Raw genomic sequence first — 12621 nt, 5'->3', positions numbered from 1 at the left:
GCCGCTTTCGAGTTGTCCTGCCGCGGTGAATTCGAGGCCGCCATCTACCTAGGCGCACTGCTTCTCGACCTTTGGCCCGAGGCAGATACCTTCGGCTGCCCGTCGATCCTCATTGGTGCCGACCCCGAGAAGGTGCCCAATGCCCCCACGGCAAAGGCGAACAAGGCGCTCGCCGACGAGGGCGGCTATCGCTACGTGTCGATTGCCGGCACCGGTCACATGCTCCAGCTTGAGCGCCCCGAGGAGTGCCGCGCCGCGATGCTGGGCTTCCTGCGCGAGATCGGCTTTTCCTGAGACGGGCCATGCTCTCTGAACAGGCGGGCCAGGTCCAGACTCGGGGCTGACTGCCAATGGAAAACGAGCGCGGCGAGTGCGATCGCGGGGCAAGGATGCCCAACATGCAGACCTCGCTTGTCGGGTCGTCTTTCCAGTTGCGGTCCTGTCGTGATCCTCGGTGTTACCTTCACGGTGTCAGCGCGTCGCGGCTCTTTTTGGCGTCGATGGTGGGTGTCCGGCCGCCGCGCTTGTGCGCTGTCGGGTCCGATCGCCCATGCAACAGGAGAAGCCGCCGGTATCCTGAGCGCGGACGGATGGCCAGTCTACCGTCAAGGCGAGCGCCGAGGCTGACCCGGACCGGCGCCGCATCCGCCGGGCTGCTCCAACCAATCAGGGCCCGCTGCCCCAGGCGGCGATCCTGTCGGCGTTTGCCGCGACCCAGTCGGCGGCGACCTGCCCCGGTGGCACGTCCCGCCGCGTCGTCCGGGCCAGCCAGCCGCTCACGTCCTTGCGGGTGAAGACCACGTCGCGCAGGAGCGCGGCGAGGCGGGGCCGGTCGGTCTGCAGCGCCTCTGCATAGGCCACGTGCACCCGGGTGGATCTAAGCGCGCAAAGCGGGCCGGGCAGGTCCGGCGGACAGGCCGCGGCGGCGTCCGGCCTTGCCGTGTCCAGTCCGGTGATCTCGACCAGGTCATGGACGGTGTGCAGGTCGTTGGGTTCGTAGCTGTAGAACACAAGCGGCCTGTCCTGCGCCATGAAACGGTCCAGCTTGGCGCGAAAGACGCGCTCGGAATAGACTTCGCCTTCCCACAGACGGTCCAGCCCGGTTTCCGACAGCATCTGCTGCATCAGGGCGGTGGATTCCCAGCCGCGCGCGCCGAGCCAGATCTCGCCCAGCCCGTCGCCGTCGGTGTCGAAGGCGCGCGCCACCTCGGGCCTGGTCAGCGCCGCCAGCGCGTCAACACCCAGCCGCCCGGCCGTGGCGCGGGGCATGTAGACGCCCTGCACCCCCGCGTAGCCGCGCGCATTGAGCGTTGCCACCGGCGCCGCGGTCTCGACGTAGCGCGCCATGTTCTGCGGCTGGTTGTCGGTCCACAGGTCCGGATGCACGTCGATCTGCCCCGCGTCCATCTGAGCGAAGACATCCCCCACCGTGCTGTCGCGCAGGACCGCTGTCAGGTCCAGTCGCTGTTCGATTACCAGGGCCACTACCTGGGCGGCGACCCGGCTGGCGGCCCAGTCGAAGCGCGCCACGGTGACATCCGCCTGCGGCGCGATCAGGACCGCAGAGCTTTCGCTGGTACTCACCTGCGGGCGCAGCAGGTTGGAAAGCGGGGCGCTTTGCTGCTGTTGCGTGGACAGTGGCAGGTAGATCAGCGCCGCGATGACCAGCGCCCCGGTGGACCAGTAGATTGCCGGAAACCGCGAGCGGCGGCGCTGGAGCACCGTCTCGACCAGTGTGCCGTCATCGTCGCGGTAGGTGATGGGCGTGCCCTGGGGCAGGTTTGCGAATTCGCGGTTCCGGGCCAGCGGGGCGGGCATGTAGAAGCACCGGCCCAGCTCGGCGAAGCCTTGTTGCAGCCGCAACAGCTGGTTGCCGAAACCGTTGAAGTTGTTCTGCTGGTAGTCGTTGATGGTGAAGATCACCAACAGGCACCCGGCGGCGAAGACATAAAGCCCGATCAATCCGTAGGCCGTGTCGGCACGGATCAGCATCAGGAAGAGGATCGCCCCCAGGCCCGTGATCCACAGCGCGGCCTTTTCGCCCACAGACAACCGGTCTCGGTTGATCGTGAACCAGCGGTCGAAGGCCGCCAGCGCCGCGCGCTGATCGTCCCGGTCGCCAGGCATTTCGCCCAGTTGATGGCGCATCCCGGCGGCCAGAGCGGGCTTGTCCTGCGCGCCTTCGGCGAATTCGGTATCGACCAGTTGGCGCAGCAGGGCCTCGACCCGCGTATCGCCGACCCCGCTTCCGTCGCGCAGGGTCAGGACGGCGCGCACCAGCGCGCTGCGCGCGTCCAGTTCCTCGGATCGGCGGCCGGCGACGCGCGCAAGGATGAACCCCGCCTGTATCGCGAAGAGCGCGGCAATGGCGTGCATCGTCTCGACGAGAACGCCGGGGCTGTCCAGAGGTCGCACCAATTGCGAGGCCAGCGCCACGTAGACCGTTCCCACCAGCGCCATGACCGGCGCGCTGTTGGACAGGAACCGCCCGTGCAGCGTCAGGTTCGAGAACAGGACCAGCACGAGGCCGAGCGCGGCGATGGCCGTGACAGGTTCGCCGAACAGAAGGTAGAGCAGCACCACCGATACCGCGGGCGAGAAATAGGGCAGCGTCGAGAGCGTCATTGACTGGTATTCCGCGAAGGCCCAGGTCCAGGTGATCTCGGCCACCAGGTAAGTGCCGATCCCGATCATGCCGCAGATGATCAGGACCTGCGTATCGAAGGCATAGAATCTCAGCGGTTGGTCGAAGACCTGCATCGCCGCCAGCACCACGGCGAGCGAGACGACGTTGGCAATCGAGATGGTGTAGAAAGTGCCCCTTATGCGCGAGCCGACCACGTCTCCGAAGCACGCGATCGCTTTGACCGCGAAGGGCAGGTAGAAGCCCGACCCCATAGCCGCGAGGAAGGCAAAGAGGATCTCGCCCCGGTCGCCGCCGCCTGTCGCGCCGGGGCCGAGGTTTGACACCCCGATCGAGGCCGCGCCAAGGAAGGCGACGAGCACCAGCGCGTATTCCGATGGCCGCAGGCGCCGCCCGTACTCGGGCGCGAATATCCGCATGGCAAGGATCGCGAAGAGCGGCCAGGTAAAGGCGATCACCGTCGCGTCGACCTTGGGCGCGCCGTAAAGCGCGCGGTAGAATCCATAGTACCACATTCCCAGGAAAAGCCCCGCCACCGCCGAAAGCAGCAGCCCGCGGCCCGTGCCCGCGGCCCCGATCAGTGCGCTTGTCGAGCGGCCCATGACCAGCGCCCCCAGCAGGCTTGCCAGGACCGACATGACGCCGGCGGCGACGAAGACCTCGCCCGGGCCGGCCCGGTCTCCGACAAGGGTGATGAAGACGGGCTTGAGCGACCAGAAGCCAACCGCCATGACCGCGGCCGCAACGATCAGCGGCATGGGCGTGTCCCGGTTCATTGCACAGCGATCCGGTACGGGCGGTCGGCGCGGCGTGCCCCCGCCCCCTGCCAACTTGTCGTGTCCCTCAACCGCATCCGCCTGCCACCTTGCCCTGGGGTCGGTGCCTTGGTTACGATCCGGTCCGCGTCATGTCCAGACCGGAGGCCCGCGCCGACCGCCGGGACCCGCACCACGCGCCGGCCAGGGGGCGATCGCCGCGAAAGGGGTTGGTCTTGGCAGGCCGAGGGCCTAGAAATGCTGCAAGGCAGCAAAAGGGAGACGCGCCATGTCCTACACCGTATCGCTTGCGGGCAAGACCGCCATCATCACCGGGTCGACCTCGGGTATCGGACTGGGCATCGCCCGCGAACTGGCCGGGGCGGGCGCGGAGGTCGTTCTCAATTCCTACAGCGACCGTGACGAGGACCATGCCCTGGCCCGGGAAATCGCGCAGGCGCACGGTGTCGGCGCCCGCTATATCCAGGCGGACATGTCCGATCCCGACCAGTGCCGTGCCCTGGTGGAAAAGGCCGGGGCCTGCGATATCCTGGTGAACAATGCCGGCATCCAGCACGTCGCCCCGGTGGACCAGTTTCCCACCGCCAAGTGGGACGCGATCATCGCGATCAACCTGTCCTCGGCCTTCCATACCAGTGCCGCTGCCCTGCCGATGATGCGCGAGGCAGGCTGGGGCCGGATCGTCAACGTCGCCTCGGCCCACGGGCTGACCGCTTCGCCCTACAAGGCGGCCTACGTGGCCGCCAAGCACGGCATCATGGGCCTGACCAAGACCGTCGCGCTGGAAACCGCCGAGGAGCCGATCACGGCCAATGCCATCTGCCCGGGCTATGTGCTGACCCCGCTGGTCGAGGCACAGATCCCCGACACCATGAAGGAATACGACATGGACCGCGACACTGTCATCCGCGAGGTCATGCTCAAGCGCCAGCCGTCGAAGGACTTCGCGACTGTCGAACAGATGGGCGGCACCGCGATTTTCCTGTGCTCCGACGCGGCGGCGCAGATCACCGGCACCTCGATTTCCGTCGACGGCGGCTGGACCGCGCTGTGAGGGCGCGCGCATGACCCTGCGCATCAACCTTGCCCTGCAGGGCGGCGGGGCCCACGGCGCCTTTACCTGGGGTGTGCTCGACCGCCTGCTGGAAGAGGACGATCTGGAAATCGCCGCCATCTCGGGCACCTCGGCCGGGGCCATGAACGGGGCGGCGCTGAAATCGGGGCTTCTGGCCGGCGGGCGCACCGGCGCGCGCGAAACGCTGGACTGGCTCTGGCAGCGGATCGGTGCAACCGGCGCCGACGGCATCAGCGAATGGATGCGCGCCTGGCTGCCCGAACCGGGCTATGTCAGTCGCGCGCTGGAATACTCGCCCGCCTTCGCCTGGGGCGATATGGTGGGGCGGATGATGTCGCCCTACGGCTGGGGGCCGCTTTATCGCAATCCGCTTACGCCGATCGTCGAGAAGTTCGATTTCGGCCGGGTCTGCGCCCAGGAGGGGCCGGAATTCTTCGTCTGTGCCACGCAGGTGCGTGACGGCAAGATCCGCGTCTTTTCGGGTGAGCGGATCACGACCGGCGCCATCGTCGCCTCGGCCTGCCTGCCGACGCTTTTCCAGGCGGTCGAGGTCGAGGACCCCGAGACCGGCAATTCAGAGGCCTTCTGGGATGGTGGTTATACCGGCAACCCGGCGCTTTTCCCGTTGTTCGAACCCGCCTTGCCGCCCGACATCGTGGTGGTGAACATCAACCCGCTGCACCGTGACCAGTTGCCCCGCACGCCAACCGAGATTCAGAACCGTATCAACGAGATCAGCTTCAATTCCTCGCTGCTGCGGGAACTGCGGGCCATCGATTTCGTGCAGCGGCTGCTGGATGACGGCAAGATGGAAGAGGGAGCCATGAAACGCCCGCTGATCCACATGATCGCCGACGACGGGCTGATGAACGACCTGTCGGTGGCGACCAAGATGGTCGCCGTGCCCTCCGTCATCGCCCAACTCAAGGAAGCCGGCCGCCGTGCCGCCGGGGCCTTCCTGCGGGACCACAAGGGCCAGATCGGGGTGGAACAGTCCGCTGATCTGCGGGCCATGTTCGAGTGACGGGCATTTGCCGCGCCGATTGCGTGCCGCTACCATACGCCTAGTCTGTCGAAAGGGCGCCCGATGATCGACAAGTTGGAAATGTTCATCGCCCTGGCGCGCGAGGAACATTTCGGCAAGGCCGCCGAGGCGATGGGTGTGACCCAGCCCACGCTTTCTGCCGGGATCAAGCAGCTGGAAGACCAACTGGGCGTCATGCTGGTCTGGCGCGGGTCGCGGTTTCGCGGTCTGACGCCTGAGGGCCAGCGCACCCTGGACTGGGCCCGTCGCATCGTGGCCGACACGCGCGCGCTGCGCGACGAAATGCGCGAGGCCCGCGAGGGGCTGTCGGGAAACCTGTCAATCGCGGTGATCCCCACCGCGCTTACACTGGTGGCCGAATTGACCGAAGGTTTCGCGCGCACCCACCCCAACGTCCGGTTCACGGTGCTCTCGCGCACCTCGATGGAAATCCTGGAACTGGTAGAAAACCTGCAGGTTGATGCGGGGCTGACCTACCTGGACAACGAGCCGCTGGGCCGGGTCACCACCCAGCCGATCTACGCCGAACGCTACGTACTCGTGGCTTGCCGGGGCGATCCGATCCTGCGCGCGGGCCTGGGCTGGGGCGACCTGGGCGGCGTGCCGCTCTGCCTGCTGACGCCGGACATGCAGAACCGGCGCATCATTACCAAGCACCTCTCCGAGGCGGGGGTCGACGTGGATCCGCAGGTCGAGTCCTCCTCGACCATCGTCCTGATCAGCCACGTGTTGCGTGGGGCCGGGGCCACGATTCTGCCGCGCAAGGCCGCCGAGATCTTTCTGAAGGACGGCGCCCTCGAGGCCGTGCCCATCGTCAAACCGGACGCGGCGCATGTCGTGGGGCTGGTTGCGCCCCACCGCGAGCCCATGACCCCGGTGCTCAGGGCGCTTTTGGGGGCTGCCAGGTCGCTTTCGGACCGCGGCGTCGATTGATCGACGAATCCTATCACCTGACGGAAAATCAATATTGATTCATGGTGCAACCTGCCGCATCACGCGAGCGATACGATCTGAAAGGCGACTGGCATGAGCACCCCCCAGCTGACCGAGACCATGGCCGAGATACTGGCCCGCCACCGCGGGCAGGAGGGGCCGATGCTGCCGATCCTGCACTCGGTCATGGAGGCCTTCGGCTACATTCCCGGCGATGCGGTGCCGTTGATCGCCGAGGAGTTGAACCTCGGCCGTGCCGAGGTGCATGGCGTTATCAGTTTCTACCACGATTTCCGCAAGGACCCGGCCGGGCATCACCTGCTCAAGATCTGCCGGGCCGAGGCCTGCCAGGCGGTGGGGGCCAATGCCCTGACCGAGCGGGTGCTGACCAAGCTGGGTGTCGGCTGGGGCGAGACCACGCCCGATGGCCGCGTGACGGTCGAACCGGTCTACTGCCTTGGCCTTTGCGCCTGCGGGCCGGCGGCCATGGTCGGCGACCGGGTGATCGGGCGGGCCGATGAAGCCAAGATCGAGGAGGCGCTGGCATGAAGATCTACGTGCCCCGTGACAGCGCCGCCAAGGCGCTGGGCGCCGATGCGGTGGCCGCCGCGGTTCGGACCGAAGCCGCGGCTCGCGGCCTTGATGTGACCGTGATCCGCAACGGCACCCGCGGCATGATCTGGCTGGAACCGCTGGTCGAGATCGAAGTGGGCGGCGCGCGCCGTGCTTTCGGCCCCGTCACCCCCGCCGATGTGCCCGCCCTGCTGGACGGCACGCTGGCAGGCCTCGGCCCGGTCGAGGACATCCCGTTCTTCGCCCGCCAGACCCGCCTGACCTTTGCCCGCTGCGGCCTGATCGACCCGCTGGACCTGGACGCCTACGAGGCCCATGGCGGGCTGGCGGGCCTGCGCCGGGCCATCGCGATGACCGGCCAGCAGATCGTGGACGAGGTCAAGGACAGCGGGCTGCGCGGGCGCGGCGGCGCGGGCTTTCCCACCGGCATCAAGTGGCAGACCGTCCATGATGCGCAATCGAGCCGGAAATACATCGTCTGCAACGCCGACGAGGGCGACAGTGGCACCTTCGCCGACCGCATGATCATGGAGGGCGACCCTTTTACCCTGATCGAGGGCATGGCGATTGCCGGTCTCGCGGTTGGCGCGACCAAGGGCTATGTCTACCTGCGCTCGGAATACCCCGACGCGATCGAGGTGATGCAAGAGGCCGTGTGCATCGGCCGTGCGCGGGGCCTGCTGGGGGCGGACGTGCTGGGCTCGGGCCGGGTCTTTGACATGGAAATCCGCGTCGGCGCCGGCGCCTATGTCTGTGGCGAGGAAACCTCGCTGCTCAACTCGCTCGAAGGCAAGCGCGGCATTGTGCGCGCCAAGCCGCCGCTGCCGGCGCTGGAGGGCTTCCTGGGCAGGCCGACCGTGGTCAACAACGTGATCTCCCTCGCGACCGTGCCGGTGATCTTCGAAAAGGGCGCGCAGCATTACGCCGATTTCGGTCTGGGCCGATCCAAGGGAACAATGCCCGTCCAGATCGCGGGCAACGTGAAATACGGCGGCCTGTTCGAGACCGCCTTCGGTATGCCGCTGGGGACGCTGGTCGAGGATGTCGCCGGGGGCACCGCCAACGGGCGGCCGGTCAAGGCGGTTCAGGTGGGCGGGCCGCTGGGCGCCTACATGCCGCCCGCGAAATTCGACACGCCCTTCGCCTACGAGGAATTCGACGGGCAGGGCGGGCTGATCGGCCATGCCGGAGTGGTCGTCTTCGATGACACCGCCGACATGCTGCAAATGGCACGCTTCGCGATGGAGTTCTGTGCCGTGGAAAGCTGTGGCAAGTGCACGCCCTGCCGCATTGGCGCGGTCCGGGGCGTCGAGACCATCGACCGGATCGCCGAGGGCGACGCGGCGGCCAAGGAACTGCTGGTGGACCTGTGCGAGACCATGACCGACGGATCGCTCTGCGCGCTCGGCGGGCTGACACCCTATCCCGTGCTGTCGGCCATGGAAAACTACCCCGACGATTTCGCGACCCGGAAGGAGGCCGCAGAGTGAAGGACTTCATCATCCCGACCGACGACATGGACATGGGCACACCCGCGTCGAAATCCGACCAGATCGTCACGCTGCGCATAGACGGCTTCGAGGTGCAGGTGCCAGAGGGGACCAGTGTGATGCGCGCCAGCGCCGAGGCGGGCATCCAGGTGCCCAAGCTCTGCGCGACCGACAGTCTGGAGGCTTTCGGGTCCTGCCGCCTTTGCGTGGTGGAAATCGATGGGCGGCGCGGCACGCCGGCGTCTTGCACCACGCCGGTTGCCGAGGGCATGGTCGTCCGTACGCAGTCTTCCAAGGTCCGGAAGGTCCGCAAGGGCGTGATGGAACTGTATATTTCGGATCATCCGCTGGATTGCCTGACATGTGCGGCCAATGGCGACTGCGAGTTGCAGGACATGGCCGGCGCGGTGGGCCTGCGAGACGTGCGCTACGAGGAACCCAAGGCGGGTGGCTTCGTCAACCATTTCGAGGCGCGCGACACGGGCGGCGATGCGAACCCGCAATACCTGCCCAAGGACGACAGCAACCCCTATTTCACCTATGATCCCAGCAAATGTATCGTCTGTTCCCGCTGCGTGCGCGCCTGTGAAGAGGTGCAGGGCACCTTCGCGCTGACAATCGAGGGGCGGGGCTTTGACAGCCGCGTCTCTGCCGGGGCGGCGGACGACGATTTCCTGACCTCCGATTGTGTCAGCTGCGGCGCTTGCGTTCAGGCCTGTCCGACCGCCACCTTGCAGGAGAAATCCGTGATCGAGCTGGGCACGCCGGAACGCTCGGTCGTGACGACCTGCGCCTATTGTGGCGTCGGCTGTTCCTTCAAGGCCGAGATGCAGGGGGATGACCTGGTGCGCATGGTGCCCTACAAACATGGCAAGGCGAACCGGGGACATTCCTGCGTCAAGGGCCGCTTCGCCTATGGCTATGCAAGCCATTCCGACCGCATCCTGAATCCGATGATCCGCGACCGGATCGACGAGCCCTGGCGCGAAGTCAGCTGGGACGAGGCGATCGGCTTCGCCGCGCGGAGAATGCGCGGGCTTCAGGACAAGTACGGTCAGAAATCAATCGGCGTCATCACCTCCAGCCGCTGCACGAACGAGGAAACCTTCCTTGTGCAGAAGCTGGCCCGCGCGGTCTTCGGCAACAACAACACCGACACCTGTGCCCGGGTCTGCCATTCGCCCACGGGCTATGGCCTTGGCCAGACCTACGGCACCAGCGCCGGCACGCAGGATTTCGACTCCGTCGAGGAAACCGACGTTGCCATCGTCATCGGCGCGAACCCGACCGATGGCCACCCGGTTTTTGCCAGCCGGCTGAAAAAGCGCCTGCGGCAGGGCGCCCAGCTGATCGTGATCGACCCGCGCCGGATCGACCTGGTCAGGTCCAGCCATATCGAGGCGGCGCACCACTTGCCGCTTCGGCCCGGAACGAACGTCGCCGTGGTCACCGCCCTGGCCCATGTGATCGTGACCGAGGGGCTTTACGACGAGGCCTATATCCGCGAACGCTGCGACTGGGATGAGTTCCAGCACTACGTGGAGTTCGTGTCCGACCCGCGCCATGGCCCCGAGGCCACCGAGTTGCTGACCGGCGTCCCGGCTGGCGACTTGCGCGCGGCAGCCCGCGCCTACGCGACCGGAGGGCGGGGGTCCATCTACTACGGCCTCGGCGTGACCGAACACAGCCAAGGCTCCACCACTGTCATGGCCATCGCCAACCTTGCCATGCTGACCGGCAATGTCGGCGGCAACGGCATGGGGGTGAACCCCCTGCGCGGGCAGAACAACGTGCAGGGCTCCTGCGACATGGGGTCCTTCCCGCATGAACTGCCGGGCTACCGCCACGTGAAGAACCCTGAGGTGCGCGATATCTTCAAACAGGCGTGGGGCGTCGAGATCGACCCCGAGCCGGGCCTGCGCATCCCAAACATGCTGGATGCGGCCGTCGACGGAACCTTCAAGGGGCTCTACTGCCAGGGCGAGGATATCCTGCAATCCGACCCGGACACGAAACACGTGGCCGCGGGCCTTGCAGCGATGGAATGCGTCATCGTGCATGACCTGTTCCTGAACGAAACCGCCAACTATGCCCATGTCTTCCTGCCCGGCTCCACCTTCCTGGAAAAGGATGGCACTTTCACCAACGCCGAACGCCGTATCAACCGCGTGCGCGAGGTGATGAAACCCAGGAACGGCTATGCCGACTGGGAGGTCACGCAGCTGCTGGCCAATGCCATGGGGGCGGGCTGGACCTATACCCACCCCAGCCAGATCATGGACGAGATCTCGGCCACGACCCCGTCCTTTGCCGGTGTGTCCTACGAAGTGCTGGAAGAGAAGGGGTCGGTCCAATGGCCCTGCAACGAGGCGCATCCCGACGGCACGCCGCTGATGCATGTCGATGGCTTCGTGCGCGGCAAGGGCCGTTTCATGATCACCGAATACGTGGCCACGGATGAGAAGACGGGCCCGCGCTTCCCGCTGTTGCTGACCACCGGGCGCATCCTGTCGCAATACAACGTGGGCGCCCAGACCCGCCGGACCGACAACGTGGTCTGGCACCACGAGGACGTGCTGGAGATCCATCCCCATGACGCGGAAGTGCGCGGCGTGAACGAGGGCGATTTCGTCAAGCTGGCCAGCCGGTCGGGCGAAACCACCCTGCGCGCGACGCTGACCGACCGGGTCAGTCCGGGTGTGGTCTACACCACCTTCCACCATCCGGGCACGCAGGCCAACGTGATAACCTCGGATTATTCCGACTGGGCCACGAACTGCCCGGAATACAAGGTGACGGCGGTGCAGGTCAGCCCCTCGAACGGGCCGACCGAGTGGCAGGAGGATTACCGGGCCCAGGCCGCGCAATCGCGGCGGATACTGCCGGCGGCGGAATGAAGGGCACGCGCGCGACCACCACTCACATCGTGAGTGACGGCCACGCCGTCGCGGGCACCCGGGCGCTGCCCGAAGAGGTTCCCGTGGCGCTGGTCTATAACGGGACCACCCAGGCGGTGATGATGGCCACGCCCGCCGACCTGGCGGATTTCGGGCGCGGCTTCACGGTGACCGAGGGGCTGGCAGGGGGCGACCAGATCGACGCCCCCGAGGTCGTGATCCACGACACCGGCATCGAGGTGCGCATGTGGCTGCCCGAGGACCGCGCCGCGGCCATGGCGGCTCGGCGGCGCGCGATGACCGGGCCGGTGGGCTGTGGGCTGTGCGGGGTGGACAGCCTCGATCAGGTGATCCGTGACCTGCCCGCCGCGGGCGAGGGGGTGGCGGTGACACCGTCGGATATCGCCCGCGCCATGGCCGAGCTGCGCGCGGGCCAGGCCCTGCATGATCGCACCCGCGCGGTCCACGGCGCGGGGTTTTACGTGCCCGGGCAAGGTCTTGTCACGGTGCGCGAGGATGTGGGCCGGCACAACGCGCTGGACAAGTTGATCGGGGCCGTGGGCGATTGCAGGGCCGGGATGGTGGTGCTGACCAGCCGGGTCTCGGTCGAGATGGTCCAGAAATCCGCGATGGCCGGGGCCAGTGTGATTGCCGCCGTCTCGGCCCCGACCACGCTGGCGGTGCGCACGGCCGAGGCGGCCCGGCTGACGCTGATTGCCTTGGCCAGGGACGGGACATTCGAAATATTCACCCATGCCGAACGCGTGTCAGAAGAGGATCACGATGTCGCCTGAAAAAATGGTCCGGATGGCGAACCAGATCGCCACCTTCTTCGAGACGCAGCCTGACGTGGACAAGGCGGGGCGTGTCGCCGCGCATCTTGGCGATTTCTGGGAGCCGCGGATGCTGGGTCAGCTGCGCACGCACTTGGAAGCGGGCGGCGACGGGCTGACACCGCTGGCCCGCGAAGGGGCCGAACGGGTGCTGGCCGAAAAGGAACGGGCGTGAGGGGCGCTGCCCCTCTTGGCCTTCGGCCAATTCACCCCGGGATATTTCCGGTCCAAAGAAATGCGGGTCAGGTGCCTCGATCGGGCTTGGGTCGTCGGGTTCGGGCCCTAGTGAAAGTCGCGACTTTTCGGGATGATCTGCGCACTGCGCGGGTGGCGTGAGCGGGGAGCGGGCAGGGGA

Annotated in this window: 10 protein-coding genes; 9 read left to right on the top strand and 1 reads right to left on the bottom strand. The window is 66.9% G+C overall.

Going from position 1 to position 12621, the window contains the following annotated elements; translation table 11 throughout:
* Positions 1-294: alpha/beta fold hydrolase (locus tag VJ897_RS13915; protein WP_324056301.1), on the top strand; the 294-nt coding region annotated here is incomplete at its 5' end.
* A gap of 372 nt (positions 295-666) precedes the next feature.
* Here the strand turns inward: VJ897_RS13915 and VJ897_RS13910 are convergent.
* Positions 667-3402 (bottom strand): glycine betaine ABC transporter substrate-binding protein, encoded by a 2736-nt coding sequence (locus VJ897_RS13910; RefSeq protein WP_324056300.1) that lies wholly within the window; start codon positions 3400-3402, stop codon positions 667-669.
* Between the two features lie 286 nt (positions 3403-3688).
* On the opposite strand from VJ897_RS13910, the gene VJ897_RS13905 reads away from it, so the two are divergent.
* The 8 genes from VJ897_RS13905 (at position 3689) to VJ897_RS13870 (ending at position 12441) form a co-directional block, all read left to right on the top strand.
* Positions 3689-4474, top strand: coding sequence for a 3-hydroxybutyrate dehydrogenase (locus tag VJ897_RS13905; protein WP_324056299.1), 786 nt, complete (start codon positions 3689-3691; stop codon positions 4472-4474).
* Between the two features lie 10 nt (positions 4475-4484).
* The gene (locus tag VJ897_RS13900; RefSeq protein ID WP_324056298.1) at positions 4485-5519 is read left to right on the top strand and encodes a patatin-like phospholipase family protein; all 1035 of its coding nucleotides are present in this window, start codon (positions 4485-4487) and stop codon (positions 5517-5519) included.
* A gap of 63 nt (positions 5520-5582) precedes the next feature.
* Positions 5583-6473 (top strand): LysR family transcriptional regulator, encoded by an 891-nt coding sequence (locus tag VJ897_RS13895; protein WP_324056297.1) that lies wholly within the window; start codon positions 5583-5585, stop codon positions 6471-6473.
* A gap of 93 nt (positions 6474-6566) precedes the next feature.
* Complete coding sequence (locus tag VJ897_RS13890) at positions 6567-7022, top strand: formate dehydrogenase subunit gamma (RefSeq protein WP_324056296.1); 456 nt, start codon at positions 6567-6569, stop codon at positions 7020-7022.
* Complete coding sequence (locus VJ897_RS13885) at positions 7019-8536, top strand: NADH-ubiquinone oxidoreductase-F iron-sulfur binding region domain-containing protein (RefSeq protein ID WP_324056295.1); 1518 nt, start codon at positions 7019-7021, stop codon at positions 8534-8536. Before VJ897_RS13890 ends, VJ897_RS13885 begins: the two co-directional genes overlap by 4 nt.
* Complete coding sequence (gene fdhF / locus VJ897_RS13880; protein WP_324056294.1) at positions 8533-11433, top strand: formate dehydrogenase subunit alpha; 2901 nt, start codon at positions 8533-8535, stop codon at positions 11431-11433. The genes VJ897_RS13885 and fdhF overlap by 4 nt, the downstream gene beginning before the upstream one ends.
* Complete coding sequence (gene fdhD / locus VJ897_RS13875) at positions 11430-12227, top strand: formate dehydrogenase accessory sulfurtransferase FdhD (RefSeq protein WP_324056293.1); 798 nt, start codon at positions 11430-11432, stop codon at positions 12225-12227. Before fdhF ends, fdhD begins: the two co-directional genes overlap by 4 nt.
* Positions 12217-12441, top strand: coding sequence for a formate dehydrogenase subunit delta (locus VJ897_RS13870; RefSeq protein ID WP_324056292.1), 225 nt, complete (start codon positions 12217-12219; stop codon positions 12439-12441). Before fdhD ends, VJ897_RS13870 begins: the two co-directional genes overlap by 11 nt.
* Positions 12442-12621 lie beyond the last annotated feature (180 nt).

The organism is Salibaculum sp. (genome assembly GCF_035270045.1).
GTDB lineage: Bacteria > Pseudomonadota > Alphaproteobacteria > Rhodobacterales > Rhodobacteraceae > Salibaculum.
Note: the sequence above shows the minus strand (reverse complement) of the source record. Positions and strands in the feature narration are given on the sequence as shown.

Excerpts from the sequence above, each read along its gene's own strand:
- VJ897_RS13910 (WP_324056300.1), bottom strand. The coding sequence starts at position 3,402 with ATGCCGCTGATCGTTGCGGCCGCGGTCATGGCGGTTGGCTTCTGGTCG.
- VJ897_RS13905 (WP_324056299.1), top strand. The coding sequence starts at position 3,689 with ATGTCCTACACCGTATCGCTTGCGGGCAAGACCGCCATCATCACCGGG.
- VJ897_RS13900 (WP_324056298.1), top strand. The coding sequence starts at position 4,485 with ATGACCCTGCGCATCAACCTTGCCCTGCAGGGCGGCGGGGCCCACGGC.
- VJ897_RS13895 (WP_324056297.1), top strand. The coding sequence starts at position 5,583 with ATGATCGACAAGTTGGAAATGTTCATCGCCCTGGCGCGCGAGGAACAT.
- VJ897_RS13890 (WP_324056296.1), top strand. The coding sequence starts at position 6,567 with ATGAGCACCCCCCAGCTGACCGAGACCATGGCCGAGATACTGGCCCGC.
- VJ897_RS13885 (WP_324056295.1), top strand. The coding sequence starts at position 7,019 with ATGAAGATCTACGTGCCCCGTGACAGCGCCGCCAAGGCGCTGGGCGCC.
- fdhD (WP_324056293.1), top strand. The coding sequence starts at position 11,430 with ATGAAGGGCACGCGCGCGACCACCACTCACATCGTGAGTGACGGCCAC.
- VJ897_RS13870 (WP_324056292.1), top strand. The coding sequence starts at position 12,217 with ATGTCGCCTGAAAAAATGGTCCGGATGGCGAACCAGATCGCCACCTTC.